This window comes from Nostoc sp. T09 (assembly GCF_002154695.1).
In the GTDB taxonomy this organism is placed as follows: domain Bacteria; phylum Cyanobacteriota; class Cyanobacteriia; order Cyanobacteriales; family Nostocaceae; genus Aulosira.
The window spans coordinates 52,134-68,757 of record NZ_MTAV01000044.1 but is presented as its reverse complement, the minus strand read 5'-3'; the positions used below and the strand labels follow the sequence as shown (position 1 = coordinate 68,757).

19 protein-coding genes are annotated in these 16,624 nt (G+C 40.4%); 13 read left to right on the top strand and 6 right to left on the bottom strand.

The features are described from left to right. Window positions 1-246: 246 nt before the first annotated feature. The 5 genes from BV372_RS37535 (at window position 247) to BV372_RS11250 (ending at window position 5,412) form a co-directional block, all read left to right on the top strand. On the top strand, window positions 247-369 hold the full coding sequence (locus tag BV372_RS37535) for a hypothetical protein (protein WP_256973164.1): 123 nt from the start codon (window positions 247-249) through the stop codon (window positions 367-369). Between the two features lie 418 nt (window positions 370-787). Further along, window positions 788-1,414 carry a 4Fe-4S single cluster domain-containing protein gene (locus BV372_RS11265; protein ID WP_086686588.1) on the top strand — a complete coding sequence of 209 codons (627 nt, stop codon included), beginning with the start codon at window positions 788-790 and terminating at the stop codon, window positions 1,412-1,414. Between the two features lie 550 nt (window positions 1,415-1,964). Then, complete coding sequence (locus BV372_RS11260) at window positions 1,965-3,338, top strand: GH1 family beta-glucosidase (RefSeq protein WP_086686587.1); 1,374 nt, start codon at window positions 1,965-1,967, stop codon at window positions 3,336-3,338. A gap of 396 nt (window positions 3,339-3,734) precedes the next feature. Beyond that, complete coding sequence (locus BV372_RS11255; RefSeq protein ID WP_086686586.1) at window positions 3,735-3,992, top strand: hypothetical protein; 258 nt, start codon at window positions 3,735-3,737, stop codon at window positions 3,990-3,992. 937 nt (window positions 3,993-4,929) lie between these two features. Next, the gene (locus tag BV372_RS11250) at window positions 4,930-5,412 is read left to right on the top strand and encodes a beta-lactamase hydrolase domain-containing protein (RefSeq protein ID WP_086686621.1); all 483 of its coding nucleotides are present in this window, start codon (window positions 4,930-4,932) and stop codon (window positions 5,410-5,412) included. A 112-nt stretch (window positions 5,413-5,524) separates the two neighbouring features. On the opposite strand, the gene BV372_RS11245 is transcribed toward BV372_RS11250, so the two are convergent. The 3 genes from BV372_RS11245 to BV372_RS11235 all read right to left on the bottom strand — a co-directional run bounded on the left by BV372_RS11245 (window position 5,525) and on the right by BV372_RS11235 (window position 7,463). Continuing rightward, window positions 5,525-5,902 carry a hypothetical protein gene (locus tag BV372_RS11245; RefSeq protein ID WP_143845062.1) on the bottom strand — a complete coding sequence of 126 codons (378 nt, stop codon included), beginning with the start codon at window positions 5,900-5,902 and terminating at the stop codon, window positions 5,525-5,527. 160 nt (window positions 5,903-6,062) lie between these two features. Continuing rightward, entirely contained in the window at window positions 6,063-6,539 is a 477-nt protein-coding gene (locus BV372_RS11240) for a hypothetical protein (protein ID WP_086686584.1), read from the bottom strand. A gap of 132 nt (window positions 6,540-6,671) precedes the next feature. Further along, complete coding sequence (locus BV372_RS11235) at window positions 6,672-7,463, bottom strand: hypothetical protein (RefSeq protein ID WP_086686583.1); 792 nt, start codon at window positions 7,461-7,463, stop codon at window positions 6,672-6,674. An 81-nt stretch (window positions 7,464-7,544) separates the two neighbouring features. On the opposite strand from BV372_RS11235, the gene BV372_RS11230 reads away from it, so the two are divergent. From BV372_RS11230 to BV372_RS11210, 5 genes are all read left to right on the top strand, one after another. After that, the gene (locus BV372_RS11230; protein WP_086686582.1) at window positions 7,545-8,720 is read left to right on the top strand and encodes a sigma-70 family RNA polymerase sigma factor; all 1,176 of its coding nucleotides are present in this window, start codon (window positions 7,545-7,547) and stop codon (window positions 8,718-8,720) included. 108 nt (window positions 8,721-8,828) lie between these two features. Then, window positions 8,829-9,992, top strand: a complete 1,164-nt coding sequence (locus tag BV372_RS11225) for a DUF1822 family protein (RefSeq protein WP_086686581.1) — start codon at window positions 8,829-8,831, stop codon at window positions 9,990-9,992. Window positions 9,993-10,065: 73 nt separating this feature from the next. Next, entirely contained in the window at window positions 10,066-10,533 is a 468-nt protein-coding gene (locus BV372_RS11220) for a DUF4870 domain-containing protein (RefSeq protein ID WP_086686580.1), read from the top strand. Between the two features lie 22 nt (window positions 10,534-10,555). Further along, window positions 10,556-11,029, top strand: a complete 474-nt coding sequence (locus tag BV372_RS11215) for a DUF4870 domain-containing protein (protein ID WP_086686579.1) — start codon at window positions 10,556-10,558, stop codon at window positions 11,027-11,029. Between the two features lie 10 nt (window positions 11,030-11,039). After that, a complete protein-coding gene (locus tag BV372_RS11210) occupies window positions 11,040-12,290 on the top strand; it encodes an ADP-ribosylglycohydrolase family protein (RefSeq protein ID WP_086686578.1) in 1,251 nt (416 codons plus the stop codon). A gap of 111 nt (window positions 12,291-12,401) precedes the next feature. Here the strand turns inward: BV372_RS11210 and BV372_RS36195 are convergent, their stop codons facing one another. Next, window positions 12,402-12,566 (bottom strand): hypothetical protein, encoded by a 165-nt coding sequence (locus tag BV372_RS36195; RefSeq protein WP_179198049.1) that lies wholly within the window; start codon window positions 12,564-12,566, stop codon window positions 12,402-12,404. A 302-nt stretch (window positions 12,567-12,868) separates the two neighbouring features. On the opposite strand from BV372_RS36195, the gene BV372_RS11205 reads away from it, so the two are divergent. From BV372_RS11205 to BV372_RS11195, 3 genes are all read left to right on the top strand, one after another. Further along, on the top strand, window positions 12,869-13,228 hold the full coding sequence (locus BV372_RS11205) for a hypothetical protein (protein WP_086686577.1): 360 nt from the start codon (window positions 12,869-12,871) through the stop codon (window positions 13,226-13,228). A gap of 377 nt (window positions 13,229-13,605) precedes the next feature. Beyond that, window positions 13,606-14,145 (top strand): Dps family protein, encoded by a 540-nt coding sequence (locus BV372_RS11200; RefSeq protein WP_086686576.1) that lies wholly within the window; start codon window positions 13,606-13,608, stop codon window positions 14,143-14,145. Window positions 14,146-14,259: 114 nt separating this feature from the next. Next, entirely contained in the window at window positions 14,260-15,027 is a 768-nt protein-coding gene (locus tag BV372_RS11195; RefSeq protein WP_086686620.1) for a ChaB family protein, read from the top strand. Between the two features lie 178 nt (window positions 15,028-15,205). Here BV372_RS11195 and BV372_RS11190 read toward each other — a convergent pair whose 3' ends face one another. Beyond that, window positions 15,206-16,225: an aldo/keto reductase gene (locus BV372_RS11190; protein ID WP_086686575.1), complete on the bottom strand. Its 1,020-nt coding sequence runs from the start codon at window positions 16,223-16,225 to the stop codon at window positions 15,206-15,208. 24 nt (window positions 16,226-16,249) lie between these two features. Further along, window positions 16,250-16,582 (bottom strand): cytochrome c6 PetJ, encoded by a 333-nt coding sequence (petJ, locus tag BV372_RS11185; protein WP_373270760.1) that lies wholly within the window; start codon window positions 16,580-16,582, stop codon window positions 16,250-16,252. Window positions 16,583-16,624 lie beyond the last annotated feature (42 nt).

Sequence of the window (16,624 nt, the reverse complement as noted above, 5' to 3'; positions counted from 1 at the left end):
TTTTCCAGACAGCTAAGCAAGAATCACAACAAGTATGTACAGCAAGATAAATGTTTTTTTACCTATTGCTGACTAATCTGATTTGTCTTAGACAGGGATTGCTTTATAATTTATGCTTTTTTGCTGACCTCACAAGTTCCTCAAATTCTGGCTCTAGATTTTTGATACCAGTGTATGGTTGTTTCCGTGAAGGGGCAAGTATGAGCGCAATACTATATAGACAAAGACCACTGTGTGCTGCGGTCTATGATTCAGTGCAATCTTGGCGATTTGGGCGTAGACACGAAGTGGCTTGTCGCTAGACATCGCTTGGCAGTGAAGAAAGTCACCAAGCGAGCAACGGTAGTTTTGACCAATAGCATCTTGTAGCGTGATTCCACAGTCCGCAACGCTTTAAAACTAGCAGATACAGTTGCTGCTAAACTCGATGCAATTTCGTCAAATCAATTGCAGCAAATTAACCGCCCTGTGGCGACAATTAATCTGCCAGGTATTCTAGCGGGAATCTAACAATTTCGGCAGGAATATTAGGAACTTTGGCTATGCAAACAATTGTTTTGTAGCCTTGGACACCAAACATGGCAAAGGATTATATCTAAATCCTTCAAGTCAATATTCCTTCCCGTCGTCGTGTTTTGGTAAGGCGATCGCAGGCACTACTCCCCTTACTTCTTTCAAAACCTACTAGTTACTCAAATTCACGATGCCATTAAAATTCCAATAAATTACCCGGCAATGGCTTCGCTATCTTAACGGTTGACAGGTAACGCTTCAAAGGAGGAAAAAGATGGAAACAAAGTCAAGCAAACCATCGCTAGCACTTATAGAAATTCCCCCTGAGCATCTAAACATCATGGGTTATGTTGATGAATCTGAAGTCAATGGGCCTGGTTGTCGTGCTGTTGTCTGGGTGCAAGGTTGTCTTAGAGAGTGTCCTAGCTGTTTTAATCCTGCATCCTGGCCATTTGAGATCAATCAATTGATTGCTGTTGATACCCTTGCCGAAAATATTCTCAAGAACCCTCGCAACACAGGTGTTACTTTCTCTGGTGGCGAACCCTTTTGGCAAGCACCAGCATTGGCATCTCTAGCTCGCAAGCTGAAAGCTGCTGGTTTGAATGTAATGTCTTTTACTGGGTTCACTCTGAAGCTACTACAATCTGAATCAGCTCCCCCAGGTGCGCAAGAGTTGTTAGAACAACTAGATATTTTAATTGATGGGCCTTTTGTGGAGTCTCTGGCTATTCATTCACCTAATTCCCCTGTCTCTTCTAGCAATCAACGAGTTCATCTTTTTAATCCCGCTTTCCAAGACAAAATTACTTGGGCTAGCGATCAGATAGAAATTCATGTTCTCAAGGATGGAAGCAGGATTGTGACTGGCTATCAAAGTTTGTGGGAAGAGACAGAGTAATTAAATTCCATCTGTGTCATCACTCGAACAACTTTCAATTTTTAATGGCGATCGCAGGGTAGTCAGCTTATGTAACTAGCTTTTTCCTTTACCCTTTGCTCTACTTAGTACGTATTCTTGTTTTGAGCGTCTGCCATTAGCCTTCCCTAACGGGACGCTACGCGAACAGCTATATTGGATGCTACAGATACAGATGAACGACGTATTTGGCTGATTAAACTGGACTGTCCCCATACAAACGTACTAATAAGCTACAACTGTTACCAATTAAAGGTTTTAATTGTTAACTTCAAAATCTGTAACCATGTCTAAGCAATAGCTGTTTTGGCGATCGCGTAGCAGGTTGTAGATCCAAAATAATTAGCGATGCCTGCGGCAACCTTACGGAACGCTTGCAGGCATCAATAAAATACACGAGTACACAATTATTTACTCAACAATAGTTTCGGTTGTGATAATAGGCTTTTGTGTCTATCAAAATAGATTTGCTGAGGGAAGTTTAGCCTAATACTAAAATTCCTGTATCTCATCCAAGAGAAAAGTATTAAAAATGACTATCTATCAATTTCCTGAGGATTTTTATTGGGGCGTTGCTACTGCTTCTTTTCAAATCGAAGGAGCAGTTAATGAGGGAGGGCGTAAACCCAGTGTATGGGATACCTTTACCGCTACACCCGGAAAGATTTTAGGTAATGATACTGCTACCATTACTTGCGACCACTATCACCTTTATGAAACAGATGTGCAACTGATGGCAAAATTGGGCATCAAGCACTATCGTTTTAGTATTGCATGGCCCCGCATTATTCCCGATGGTCGCGGCACAGTCAATGAAGAAGGTGTAGATTTTTACAAGCGTCTGGTAGATTGTCTGCAAAAGTATAATATTACCCCTCACGCTACCTTATATCACTGGGATAGCCCCCAAGCATTAGAAGATTTATATGGCTCTTGGCAAAGTCGGCAGATGGCTTTTGATTTTGCTGATTATGTTACCGCAGTTGTTAGCCGCTTGGGCGATCGCATTACCCATTGGATGACACTCAATGAAATTTACTACTTCACTCACGCAAGTTATGGTGTTGAGCTAGAACCTGCACACGCGCCAGGAAAACTCCTCAGCAGTCAAAAAGAAGTTTGGCAGACTTCTCATCACGCCTTACTTGCCCACGGATTAGGGTGTCAAGCTATCCGCGCCGCTTCACCTGGTGCTTGCAAGGTTGCTTTAGTAGATAGCATCGGCGTCACGGTTCCGATCAACGAGTCTCCTGAGAATATAGCAGCTGCCAAAAAGGCCTTTCACACTTTTAGGTTAAATGGGGGTATTCTTATCCCCGCCCTCACTGGTGCCTACAGCCCAGCAATGCTTGAGGAATTAGGAGAAAATGCCCCTGACATCAAGCCTGGGGATTTAGAAATAATTCATCAGCCTTTAGATGCTGTTGGTCTCAATATTTACAGCGGTACTTATGTGCGTGCTGTTGATAACGAAAAAGGTTATGAGTTGCTCAACCTTCCCAAAGGCTACCCGCGAATGTATATGCCGTGGTTAAATATTGTTCCTGAGAGTATCTATTGGGGAATTCGTCATGTCAGCGAGACTTTGGGGCGTCATGATTTACCTGTGATGATTACCGAAAATGGTTGTGCAGCAGAAGATGAATTAAATGCTAACGGTGAAATGATTGATACTGACCGCATTATGTACCTACGGCAGTATTTAAAGTCAGCTTATCGTGCTATTGATGAAGGCTATCTTTTGAAAGGATATTTTCTTTGGACTTTCATAGATAACTTCGAGTGGGCTTGGGGATATTCTCGACCTTTTGGAATTGTTTATGTAAATTACAGCACACAACAACGCATTCCCAAAGCCAGCTTTGAATGGTATGCAGAGTGTATCCATCAAAACCGGGTTGTTTAGTCCTAAAAATGCGCACAACCAAAAGCATTCATCATATTTATTCAAAAGAAACAGGGAACAGGTAATGGGCAACAGACGGGGTATAAATCCCCGTCTAAAACTTGCTGCGCTATGCCACCACACCACTTCTTCTAGTGGGTTTTCCGACTTGTGCAGAGTGGGGCGATATCAGGTTTGCGAGAAGATTGATCATTAAGATTCACACGGAAAGTTTTGAATAATAAATGATTATCCCGACTTGATCTGAAACCCAATAGCGGAATGGCTCCACAAGGGGACAGGGCATTGAATCAGATCCAAAAACAACTGAAACTGATACGCAAAGCGCAGTAAATTTCAGAAATTGATTGTTTAAGGTGTGTAGAAATTACTGTCTAGTTCCTAAGTTCCTCTGTTATGAATCGTTCGACTTCACTGTTTCACTCATGCTTAATAGCAACTGTATTAACTTTAGCTATTGCTCAAAATACGGTTGCTGCTACATGTATCTCACGAAATGATTGCAATTATCAAGCTTATCAAAGTGAGAAAGATTACCGTGAATATGAGCGCGGTGAGCATCCTTATAGAACTGGTGCCACAATTATGGTCATCACCTTTATCAGTACAAAAATAGCTAAGTCTGCATTAAAGTCATGGCTTCTAAAACCCTAAACAAACTGTTTTAATATTAATCTTCTCCAACATAGCCTGAGTTTTGTATACAAGAATCTAACTCAGCCTGGTATGTAAATTTATCTTAACTTTTTATAAATTACTACCAGGACTTTAATTAGCTATTTATTAGAGCTTATTTACTCGCTTATATTGTCTTAACTCTGTACGGTAAGTATTTTTGGGAATTTATTCGTAAAGCGCTAGTACCGCTGCGCGGAAGTCAAAAGCCAAAAGAATTGTATTCCGGGCTTTTGCAGCATTGTTAATGGTCTGTTTATTTACGCCGTGCTGTACTAGATAACTCTACAAAATCTTGAGCGCAGTATCTCTTCCGATTCGGCAACAGCAATATTTACTCAAGTTACTGCACTAATAACATTGAACAAGTATTTCATATTGTCTTTTAAGTAACAAATTTCCTTTACAAATGAATCAGGAAATAATGTACCTAACGTAGATGAAACCCCACGATATAGGGGTGATTATAGCTGGGTAAAGAGTCATGCATTATTTCCCTTTGATTCCTGACTCCAGATTCGCCATCAGCAAATCTGGAGTTTTTATTTTTTGATGGCTAAAACACTGTGGTAATGCTCTAGTACTGACTGCGAGGGCATTTACTCTTGTAAAAAAATTTCTATATTAAACACTCGCAAATCTATCGGGAAAGTGTATAATGCTAAAAATACGGTTTGTCGGTAGAGTTATAGTACTTTACGCAGCAACAATAATAACCGGAGAAGGCAAATTTCAAAGCTCTTAATTGGAAGCTTTTGATATGTGCTGGATTTGGTTGTGCTTGTTTGCATGGCTACTCAAAACCAATTCAACAGTAGATATTAAATTGCTGGCAAAAATCTGGGAAGGGGGATTCTTTGTTTAATCCTTACTCTTCATCTTGCAAAAATACTATTTACAGCCCAAAGGAGTGAATGTGATTAACGCTATACGGATTAATGAAAACTTGACAACAACAGGACAAGTCATAAAACAACAGATTCAACAAGCTAAGCAAGAAGGTTTTAAGTCGGTTTTGAATTTGCGATCGCCTGATGAACTAGGATTTGTTAAAGATGAGCAACAGATGGTTGAAGCTTTGGGGCTGTATTATGCGAATGTTCCCCTGAAGCTAGAACATTTAAATGAGGAGCTGATTACTAAAATCCTCACTACACTAGACCAACTTCCTCAACCAACGCTTATACATTGTGCCGCAGCCATGCGTTCAACGGGAATCGCATTGTTGAGTGTAGCCATCCAAGAGGGATTGACACCAGAGCAAACTTTAACCAAAGCTAGAAATCTCGGCTTTGGGTTCTTTGAACACGCTGGTGTCAGTCCCCGATTAAAGCAATTATTCGTCAACTATCTTGATAAACATACAAAGGTAGCTGTACCTTATGCATTAAGCATTTAAAAGTTGCGATCGCTGACCAAGCTTTAACTATCAACAATACGTGAATTATCCCAACCTGCCGTTGTTTTAGTAGGTTGGGGTAGTATAGGTATGGCAATTTTTGCAGATCAAATTACCTTAAGTTTGCACAACTTTTTGGTGGTAAAGGCTGAGGATTTAAAGCGCTCAAAATTCCTGGATTACCTACGCCAGTTGAATTTAACTGAGAATTTAATTTAGAAGCACCAGATGGATCGTCTTGCTTAGGACCGATAGCTAGAATACCCCTGTTTCGTACCAGAATCTCCGAGTGAGAATGTGGACGGGGTGGAAAACCAGGAACGCGCGTTCCACACCAATCATCTGGATCGGAATTAGCAACACCAGAAATGTTATTTAGTTGAATTGCATTAGGCGCAATTGGTTGTGGTCCTCCAGCAAAAGCAGGACTAACTGCATTTACAGTTAAAACTGTACCAAGTACTGCCAAAGTTAAAGAAGGTTTAAACATAAATACTCCATCATTAATTGTCTTTGGGTTTTCTTCCTTCATTAACTACATAGGTATGACAGAGGTAGTTTATGCATGAAAATAAAATTTCTCCAAATAAAACCACAGATAAACAACGGACACCGATGAATATCTGTGGTTAGCAATCATCAATCAGGAACTATCTAATTGGGGTGGTGGGAGATGTTGGCAACTCCAGTGGAACTCTCACTTTAGTAGATTTTTGAAAGTAATCGCGAGAATAATAATTTTGCCGACTACTGTTATCTAGAAATTGAGTGAAGCCTTGCAACATTATTTGAGAGCCAGCATGATCTAAGGTTAATAAAGTGTTGGAAAACCCTTTGTTGTAGTTGGCTGTTCCATAGGTATGGTTTGTATCTTGGACATTAAGACCATAGGTTGTGACTGGTGTAGTTCCCCAATCGCAGTCTGTCGGATGACATTTACCAAACACTTGAATGTTTAATTTATTTCCACCTGCTGAGGTAACGACTAAGCGAGTTACACCACGAGTGTTAGTATCTTTATTGACCCAAGTACCAACGAAATCAGCAGGTGCAGCCAATGCCGGACTAACTAAAGCAGCGGCTAAAGCTACAGTAGAAGCAGCAACCATTAAAGAAGATTTCAACATATTATTAGTACTCCATTATTAGTAATTGTGTTTTGATTTTGCGGTTTCTTAATTGAACTAATTAACCAAGAGAACCTTGATATTTATCAGCAATATCTCAGAAATATATCGGTGGTTAAAATTTCCAATTTCCTAACGCCACTTTTCACTCCAAGCACCTGTGACATCAAAACCACCAGTTACAGGATTTAACTTCAAAGAACCCCAACCAAAGGTGTTACAAATTGGGCCGAAACCATTCCCACAAATATCACCAGCACCGTAACCATTAAATGAACGAGTGCCTATGTGGGAATAAGTAGAACCTCCCCAATTACCGTTACCAAACCAAGTTGTATTGCTTGATCCAACACGAAGAACGCAACGCAAGCCTTCACCGTTGCGATTTCCTGTTAAATCAGAAACTTTGTATTCATCAAAATAGCTACCGCAAGTTTTCGGTCTGGGTAAAGACTTATAGTTAGTAGATTGGACTAATTGCCATTCTTCATTCCATGCACCAGTAACACGAATAGTTGAAGCATTGAGGATTTGTACCCTCAGATTTCCAGGAAAGTTATTGTGAATATCTTCACCGTTTCCGTGAATATCGGAGGCAAAACCAACAAGATTAGAACCTCGATAAATCGCTTGTCCCACGTGGCGATAGCTAGCACCACCCCAATTACCTTCGCCGTACCATGCTAATTTAGGAATCGTGGTTCCTGGTCTACCTTCACTCAATTTGACGCAGCGAATACCTCGACCTTGACGGCTATCTAAAGGCTTAACAATGTAAGTTTGAGTATGAGGAGCACAACTAAAGCTTGGTACTTGAGTTAGATGTAGATTTTGTAGTACAGGGACTTGAGCAAAAGCAGTAGTCGCCGTAGATAGGGCTACCATAGTACCAAGTGCTAAAGATTTCATTGAAAGTCGCAACATGATTCTCATTTGGTGTAGTAAAGTTTGTGGAGGCACTCTTAAACGCCTTCACTACTTCTCTAGGTAGGCTTCGAGTTTTTTATGCACCCTCGGCAAAGCATCATTGAAATTTTTTCAACTTTTGTGCAATTCGATGCCGATCGCTTCAGTCATTGGGCGACAGAATCAAGATTGCGTAGTAGTATGCAAGGTTGTGTAAAACGCACACCGCAAGAAACTTCAGAATACTTTTGGGCGCTGTATTGGTATAAGTTCTGGCAGCTTCTTGAATCTCAATCTCTAGCAAAGCAACATCTGACTGCTTACTTGCAAGAATCCTGCTATTGGGTGTCCCAAAAAACTGTGAATGGTTTCGCCACTACTCAGTATCAATTATCAGACTGTTTTCAGGTGGCGATCGCTCAAATTGATCGCGTCCTTAAAGGTTTCAACCCCAGTCAAGGTTATACCCTGAAAAACTACGCCGGCCCCATCTTTGCAAGTGCAATCCGTGAAACTTTGCGCCAACGTCGCGAAGTTGATATCTGTACAGATTGGGGACTATTACGTAAAGTCTCGCAAAAGCGATTGCAGGAAGCTTTGCAAAATGCAGGTTTATCTCAAGAAGATATTCATGCTTATATCCTTGCTTGGAACTGTTTTAAAACCTTTTATGTTCCCACCACAGCCGGAACTTCGCGCAAGCTTTCTCGACCAGATAACCAAATATGGGAAGCGATCGCCAAAGCTTACAATTCTCAAAGTAACCAGCAGATCGGCATCTCAACCCTTGAGAAGTGGTTGCTAACTACTGCGAAAGCTACTCGTAAATATCTTTATCCGACTCCCGAATCTCTCAATATCACCCAAGGCGGAGATAATTCCTGGGAATTAATTGATAATCTGCCAGGAAATCAACAACCATCCTTAATTCAAGAAATTATTGCCCAAGAAGAAGAACAAACTAGGACTTCTCAACAGACGGAAATTAATCAGGTTTTAGTCACTGCGATCGCCCAATTAGAACCAGAAGCACAACAGATTGTGCAACTGTACTACGCTCAAGGACTAAATCAAGATAAAATCGCCAAACAGCTAGAAATCAAGCAGTATACTGTATCACGCCGACTAACAAAAGCCAGGGAAAATTTGCTGAAATCTTTGGCTAATTGGAGTCGAGACAGGCTGCATATTTCCATCACTCCAGACCTACTCAAAAGTATGAGTACCGTAATGGAGGAATGGTTGCAAAGCTATTACGGTGTATCTCCTGAATAACGCGGGGAGTGGGGATAAGGGGGATGAGGAAGCAAATGACCAATGACAAATGACCAATGAAATGACCAATGACAAATCCTAGCCAAAGACTACCCCAGAGGAACCGCCATGACTGCATTCACTTTTGCCAATCCCACTGATTTAATTTTAGAAATCCCAGTTAAAGCCCAAAATCAGGCGGATCTCCAGAGTCCATCTTTTTCTAACCCCACTTCTCGCTATCAAGGTTATATTAATGAACTTTGCCTGAGTGCTATCTTGCCTTGGTTGCAAGAGGATTTGACGCCACAGGCAAAGGTCTGGCCAACTACCACTGCTTTACCTAGTTTTTGGGAACTGGTAAATGGAACCGCAGTCGTAGTAGACGCCACTCGATTTATTTTGGTTCCTAGTGAAAATATTGATTTAAGTGAATTGCGAGTTCCGCAAGAATGGGTGGATTTGCCTAGTTGGGCTGGTGATTATTATTTGGCTGTGCAAGTAGAACCAGATGAAGGCTACGTTAGGGTTTGGGGTTACTGTACTCATGAACAATTGAAGAATAATGGCAATTATGATGCAGGCGATCGCACTTATTCTTTAGATGCTACTGAAATTATTAATGATATTAGTGTATTGGCGGTCACTCAAGAACTTTGCCCACAAACAACTACACGTAGCGCTATTTCACCCCTGCCGAGCCTACCACAACAACAAGCCCAAAACCTAATTGCTCGCCTGGGAAAGTCGGAAGTACTGACACCTCGGTTAGCTATCCCTTTTCAACTTTGGGGTGGGTTAATTGAACATGGAGGTTGGCGACAAAGCTTATATCAACAACGTTTAGGTTTACCAGAACAATGGTCAGTGCTGCAATGGTTGGAAAGCGGCGTTTCCCAAGCAGCAGAAACTATTGGTTGGGGACGCTTGAATATGCAATTGAGTTTTGTCGGTGGAAAAGGTGTAGAAGAAACACAACCAGATTCTATTCTGTCTCGCCGGCTTGCGATCGCTGGCCAAACATACGAACTATTAGTCATACTACAAGGCGAACCCGATGCACCTATCTGGCGGTTTGAATTGCGTAACGCCACAGTAGGTGCAGCCATACCGGGTGGTTTTAAACTGCGACTACTCACCGAAGATTTACAGCCTTTCCCTAATAATGAAGATATCGCCACAACTGCCACAGAACAACTTTTCGTAGAAGTTGCTTTAGAACCTGGTGAAGGTATAGTTTGGGAAATAGAACCCCTCCCAGAAAATTATGACCGCGAAATACTCAAATTTTAAACTTTAGTTTGGCTTTTTTTATAGATACTAGGATGGGGGATTATTTCCTCAATCCACGGATAAATAAAAAGCCATGAGAGAAAAACCAAAAAAACAAATGCGTATCTGGGCGATGACTTGCCATCTCTCGGCTTTATTAGCTTGGATGCTATTGTTTTTTTTAGTATTTCTCGGAATTCCTATGTATTTACCGTTAAATATTTTAGGACCGCTGATCGTTTGGCGATTAAAGAAAGCCAAATCTCCTTGGATTGATTTCCAAGGTAAAGAATCTTTAAATTTTCAAATATCTCTAACTTTCTATATTTTGATTGTTATAATCGTATCCTTATTGCTGATGCTTACTATCTGTGGTATTGCTCTAACTACTAATAGTACAGGAAAAGAAGTTAAGACACTTTTAGATAGTTTATTATTGGTATGGTTATTGTTAACTTTATCAATGATAGTCTTGCAATTATTTTTAGTTAATTTTGCTGCATTAAAAGCTTACAAAGGTGAACATTATCGTTATCCTTGGACAATTAGATTTTTAAGATAATTAATTAGATAACAATTCTTCAATGACTAAAAATCCCGATCAAAAAATAAGAATTTGGGTTATGTTATGTCATCTAGGGTCTACATTATGGCTACCAATCAACTTTTTATTAGCATTGTTATTGAATAAAAATTTATTTATTCCTTTGTTAAATATTTTTATGCCATTAATTATTTGGGAAAATAAAAAAGCAGAGCATTTATTAATTGATATTAACGGTAAAAATTCTATAAACTTTCAAATATCCACAACAATATATATGATTATTTGGATGATTATTGTTTTATTTATGGCAACAGACTGTGGTAGTTCCTTAAGTGAGATATTAGCGGAGAATAGTGAATTGAATCGCCGGGTTTATAATTATTTTCAAATGTTTAGTTTTCCGGCAATTTTACTAGGATTATTGCAGTTTGTCTGTAGTATATCTGCTGCAATCACGACGTATATAGGGAAGTCATATCACTATCCGTTGACAATAAAATTTTTGAAGTAAATCAGCTAATATGACCAAAACCAACGATGCTCGATTGCACCGCGCGCAATGCTCTCTTGAGGGTTTATCAGTGGGAGATGCTTTTGGAGAGAGATTTTTTCTCCATCCAGATGTGGTAGAAACTTTAGTATCCGCCCGTGCTATTCCGGCATCACCTTGGTCGTATACTGACGATACGCAGATGGCACTCTCAATCGTTTCTATTCTGCGAGAATATGGGGAAATTAACCAAGATAAACTAGCAGAAAGCTTTGCCAAACAATACGATAGCGATCGCGGTTATGGTGCAGCAACAAGCGGGCTGTTAGCACAGATACGCAATGGCAAACCTTGGCAACAAGAGGTAGTTACTCTATTTAATGGACAGGGTTCCTACGGTAATGGTGCAGCGATGCGAGTTGCACCTGTGGGAGCATTTTTTGCCGAAGATTTGGACTTGGTTGTGACTCAAGCCGTAAAAAGTGCGGAAATTACTCACACTCATCCAGAAGCGATCGCTGGGGCGATTGCTGTTGCAGTGGCGGCTGCTTTGGCTTGGAGATTAAAAGATTTTTTACCAACTCAGCAAGAGTTCCTCAACCAGGTTTTGCTTTATGTTCCAGACAGTGAGGTGAGTTCAAAAATTCGCCTAGCTCGTGATTTGTCAGCGAATATCCCAGTACATTCAGCAGTTGCGGTATTAGGAAATGGTACTAAAGTTTCAGCTCAAGACACAGTTCCCTTTGCTTTGTGGTGTGCTGCTCAACAGCTTGATAACTACGAAGCAGCGCTGTGGTTAACTGTGAGTGGGTTGGGGGATAGAGATACTACTTGTGCGATCGCTGGTGGAATTGTAGCAATGTCTACAGGTTTAGAAGGGATTCCCACAGATTGGCTAAAAGCACGGGAGCCTTTACCTAATTGGGAAGCGGAAACAATCACTCTTTTCCGTCCTACTGGCCCTAAGGAACTGGCTCTAATCAAAGAAAGTGGGGATCGCGAGTTTCCGCCTCGACTTCCAGAACAGCCTATTTTCTACCCAGTACTTAACGAAGAATACGCTTCTCAAATTGCCCGTGATTGGAATGCAGCCAATGCTGATACAGGATATATCGGCTATGTAACGCGCTTTCAAGTGCGTGCAGATTTCTTAAGTCGCTACTCAATCAAAACTGTAGGTGCTTCCATCCACCAAGAATATTGGATACCTGCACAAGATTTACCGGAATTCAATCGCAATATTGTTGGTTTGATTGAAGTGGTAGCGGAGTTCCGTCAGTAAACAGATGATGCGGATTTCTAGCTTGCGCCCCACTTTTGATAGGGCGATCGCCACCTGGGTAATTGAGTCAAGCACAGACTTGATGCATAGAAGAATACCAAACAGTTGGGTCTAAATGAGGGCGATCGCCAAATCGTCGATAATCAGTTTATTAATAATTAGAATATAAATAATCTTAGTTATTAATAAATTTACTTCATCTAAATACTGAAAGAATTCACCTGGATAAACAACATTAGCTAGCTCTGCCTTGAGAGTGATTTTATTGCAAATCATTGTGAAAATAATTTCATTCTCCAGATTGATGCAATCTTTAAAAAATCAGGATAAAAATAGACTATCGAACCTTTGAAGAACCTACGACTTCCAAATATCATTGTATCTGTTGAATAATAATTATCTATCAGTTTATTATTCAACTTAACCAAAAGAAGTTTAGTTCTGCACTAGGTTTATAAACATATTACTTCAAGAGGCATACCTTAGAAATTAGTTTTTTAAATTAACCTAATTCAGGTAAAAGCTTCTCTACTGAAGTACAAGTTCTGCGTTTTTGACGCTGTTATTGAGGAATGCAAATGAAAATTATTGCTTTGGTTACATCTATCTTACGTCCCGTACGTTTTCTATTTGTCGCTTTTACCTGTGCATTGTTATTGCTATCTAATGCAGTTCCCGCTTTTGCTATTGATAGCTATCAGAGCAATCCCGAAGAAGCCACTACACAACTTTTGGACATTCAGCGCAAAACTGACGAAGTAGAGAGATCAGCACCTCCAGGATTAGATAAGGTTCAAAAAGAATCAAATAAGGGGCTGAATGAAGTTCAGGGAGATGCAGATATCGACCAGATGAAGCGTCCTGATAATACAAAAGCCGCAGAGTCAGTAGAAGGCAAAATAGAAAATTTCCTGGAAAAAGTTACAGGTAAGAAGTAGGTTGCATTAATGGTAAACTCCGGAAAGGCGCGGTGAATTAACATTTGTCTATTCACATCAACCGCGATTTTCCATCACCTAGTATCTTTGCCAAGATTGTGATCTAACTCCTATTAACAATCCAAGTTCATCTCAGGTTATTTGTCACAATAAATTGGTGTAGCTTTTAGTAGAGGCATCTTGATTAGTAAGAATATTCAAGATGTCTCTTACTATTAAATAGATACTAATTAAAGAATTTGACCATCTATCCATTAGCATAAAAATAAAATATTAACCAGATATTTAAAATAATTTATTATCTTTCTATAGGCTGATGTAAGTTCAGGATTGAATTTGTGAACTTAGTAAATAAGTTCGTCAAGAGAGGGAAAGTAATGCCTAAAATTAACATAGGGTTAACAGAACAACAGCGTCAAGGTGTGATTGATCTGTTAAATCAAGACTTAGCAGATTCTTATGTGTTGTTAGTCAGAACTAAAAAGTATCACTGGGATATTGTTGGCCCTCAATTCCGCACTCTGCACCAACTTTGGGAAGAACACTACGAAAAACTGACACTAAACATTGATGCGATCGCAGAAAGGATTCGCACTTTGGGTGGTTACCCAGTTGGTACATTGGAGGGATTTTTGAAACTTGCCACCATCAAAGAAAAAGCTGGTCAAGTTCCCACAGCCACAGGTATGGTAGCTCAACTAGTAGAAGATCATGAACAGGTAATTCGTAATCTTAGAGACCATGTAGATAGCTCTGGTGATGAGTTTCATGACCAAGGAACTGCTGACTTTTTAACTGGATTGATGGAAGAGCATGAGCAGATGGCTTGGATGCTACGCTCGTTTATTGAAGGGCAAGCATTAGATCCAAATACTCAATCGGCAGCAGCTGACACTCAAACTCCTGTAGGTGTGTAGCTCAGTCGCGTAAGCATAACATCTAACTTTAAATGGCAGTCTGTGGAAAAAGAAATTTACCCGCAGCTGCCTATTTCATCTGTACTTTGTAAAATAAGATTCAAGGAGATTCCTGTGGTAGAAACATACACAGCAGAACGCACTATTTCAGCTGTATTTAAAGAACAAAAGCAAGTTGATGATGTAATTCGCCGTTTGCTAGATCGAGGTGTCCCCAGAGATCATATTTCCGTATTGGGCAGAAACTTTCAGTCAGAAACTCGAATTGCTGGTTTCATTACCAAAAAAGATGTGATTTTTGGCGGTTTGAGAACCGGGGCAATTTTCGGTTCCTTATTTGGTTCCTTTCTCAGCTTGCTGACAGGGGTAGGCGTACTGTTTATTCCCTTTGTTGGTCCGATTGTGGCGGCAGGCCCAATCAGCGCACTGTTACTTGGGGCTGCAAGCGGCGCGATCGCAGGTAGTGCTGGTGCTGGATTAGTGTCAGTTCTAACTACCTTAGGAATGCCAGAAGATAAAGCAGCAATTTACCAAACCCGCTTACAAGCCGGCGAGTTTTTATTAATGGCAGAAGTGCCAAGCGATCGCGCTGGCGAATTTCAATTATTACTAGAAAGCGCTGGCGGCGAAGAAATTCACACCGCTGAGAAAACTTTTGCTCGTCCTTGTCCTGGCCCTTGTAACAAGCCAGAGGACTTATCTCCAGAAGTTCGCTCTCATCTTTCGCCAGAAGCACAGCGCACCTTCATTGAACGCTATAACGTTACACTCAGTGAAACAAGTGACGAGTTCACCGCCGAACAAGCTGCTTGGGAAGCAGTTCATCAGCAATTTGATGAAGATGAAAACGGTGTTTGGTCAAAAGCCAAGGTAAATGTCTAAGCGATCGCGCCTCAGTTATGATATCGAGTTTGGTGAGCGAATTAATTGGGGCTTTCAAGGGTAAGTTTTATGGATTTCGCATTTTAACTGCCTAAGCTGATGAATATTGAGATTAGCCTGCGACGGCAGGCTATGTATGTATAGCCCCAAGCTTTCAGCTTGAAGGCAGTAGAAGTTATTATCGTCGATATTCGTCGCCGCAATCGCCAATTAACTGATATAAATCTCGTGACTGTCGAGACACTGCATCTATTTGATTTACATCCTCAGCATCTAAAGCAAAATCAAATACTTTGGCGTTATCTGCTAAATGTTCAGATATCCCAAGTCTGGCACCGACAATTACGCCTCCAACAGTAGACTTATCTAAGATGTAACGTACTGCCACATTAGAGATGCTAACTTCATGCTTATCGGCAATAGATTTGACGGTAGCAAGCAACTCTTGAAATAATTGCCACCCACCCCAAGCATCGACCATATTCTTATATTTCTTTAGGCTAACTGTAGCCAGGTCAAATCCTCGTGGTTCTGGTTTACCCAAATACTTTTCTGACAGTAACCCGCCGCAAACTGTGCCATAAGTAAAAAGTTTGATGTCGTGCTGTTGACAAAACTGAATCATACTCACTTCAGGACGACGATCAACTAGAGAAAATTGCACTTGGTTAGAAACGATTTTAATACCTGCTTCAACAATTATTTGTAGATGTTCAGTATCAAAGTTAGTCAAGGCTAAATGCTTAATTTTACCCTCAGTTTGCATATGCGCCATGTACTTGAGAGCATCGAGGTAGTTCTTATCTTGATATTCCCACCAGTGGAACTGTATCAAATCTAATGATTCCACATCCATTCTTCTGAGGGAGATATTAATATTGTCCTCGACAATTTTTCTAGTCATTTTGCCTGGACGAGGAACCCACTTGGTGAAGGCTTGGATATGAGAGACAGCTTCTTTACCACGAGTTGCAATTAGTTGACGGCGGAACTCACCAATCAAATCTTCGGCGGGACCATAATGGTCTGCTAAATCCCAAGTAGTAAAGCCTGCATCCACATATTTAAACATAGTTTGAATAGCGGCTTTGGGGTCGATGCGTCCATGTCCACCAGATACTTGCCACATTCCATTTAAAATCCGGCAGATGTTTAAATCGGGAGTAAATTGTAGATAGCTTGCTGCGGGTAGTACCATGTTAAATTTTGAATTTTGAATTATTTAACGCCAATCCTTTTCAGATTGTTCTAAAACGTAAGCGGCGACAGCTTGAATTTGCTCTGTAGTCAGGCGATCTTTGTACGCTGGCATATTACTTTTACCATTAGTAACAATTGATGATATTGCCTCTAAAGAATCCATTCCATATTTTTTGAGTACTTTTTTCTTCAAAGTCTTACCTCGCCTGACAATATTACCACCATTAACATGGCAACCAGCACAATGAATATCAAAGATTTGTGCACCACTAACTATATCCGCTGCCTTCGCTGACGGGGTAAGAATACTTGTCAATATAAAGAAAGCAACTAATATCAATTTTATTAGTTTCATTACTTGCATTTTCCTATTTTTAGTCTGATTTAGCTGCACATA

Coding starts and splice junctions, on each gene's coding strand:
- BV372_RS37535 (WP_256973164.1), top strand. CDS start 247: ATGATTCAGTGCAATCTTGGCGATTTGGGCGTAGACACGAAGTGGCTT.
- BV372_RS11265 (WP_086686588.1), top strand. CDS start 788: ATGGAAACAAAGTCAAGCAAACCATCGCTAGCACTTATAGAAATTCCC.
- BV372_RS11260 (WP_086686587.1), top strand. CDS start 1,965: ATGACTATCTATCAATTTCCTGAGGATTTTTATTGGGGCGTTGCTACT.
- BV372_RS11255 (WP_086686586.1), top strand. CDS start 3,735: ATGAATCGTTCGACTTCACTGTTTCACTCATGCTTAATAGCAACTGTA.
- BV372_RS11245 (WP_143845062.1), bottom strand. CDS start 5,902: ATGTTTAAACCTTCTTTAACTTTGGCAGTACTTGGTACAGTTTTAACT.
- BV372_RS11240 (WP_086686584.1), bottom strand. CDS start 6,539: ATGTTGAAATCTTCTTTAATGGTTGCTGCTTCTACTGTAGCTTTAGCC.
- BV372_RS11235 (WP_086686583.1), bottom strand. CDS start 7,463: ATGTTGCGACTTTCAATGAAATCTTTAGCACTTGGTACTATGGTAGCC.
- BV372_RS11230 (WP_086686582.1), top strand. CDS start 7,545: ATGCACCCTCGGCAAAGCATCATTGAAATTTTTTCAACTTTTGTGCAA.
- BV372_RS11225 (WP_086686581.1), top strand. CDS start 8,829: ATGACTGCATTCACTTTTGCCAATCCCACTGATTTAATTTTAGAAATC.
- BV372_RS11220 (WP_086686580.1), top strand. CDS start 10,066: ATGAGAGAAAAACCAAAAAAACAAATGCGTATCTGGGCGATGACTTGC.
- BV372_RS11215 (WP_086686579.1), top strand. CDS start 10,556: ATGACTAAAAATCCCGATCAAAAAATAAGAATTTGGGTTATGTTATGT.
- BV372_RS11210 (WP_086686578.1), top strand. CDS start 11,040: ATGACCAAAACCAACGATGCTCGATTGCACCGCGCGCAATGCTCTCTT.
- BV372_RS36195 (WP_179198049.1), bottom strand. CDS start 12,566: ATGATTTGCAATAAAATCACTCTCAAGGCAGAGCTAGCTAATGTTGTT.
- BV372_RS11205 (WP_086686577.1), top strand. CDS start 12,869: ATGAAAATTATTGCTTTGGTTACATCTATCTTACGTCCCGTACGTTTT.
- BV372_RS11200 (WP_086686576.1), top strand. CDS start 13,606: ATGCCTAAAATTAACATAGGGTTAACAGAACAACAGCGTCAAGGTGTG.
- BV372_RS11190 (WP_086686575.1), bottom strand. CDS start 16,225: ATGGTACTACCCGCAGCAAGCTATCTACAATTTACTCCCGATTTAAAC.
- petJ (WP_373270760.1), bottom strand. CDS start 16,582: ATGAAACTAATAAAATTGATATTAGTTGCTTTCTTTATATTGACAAGT.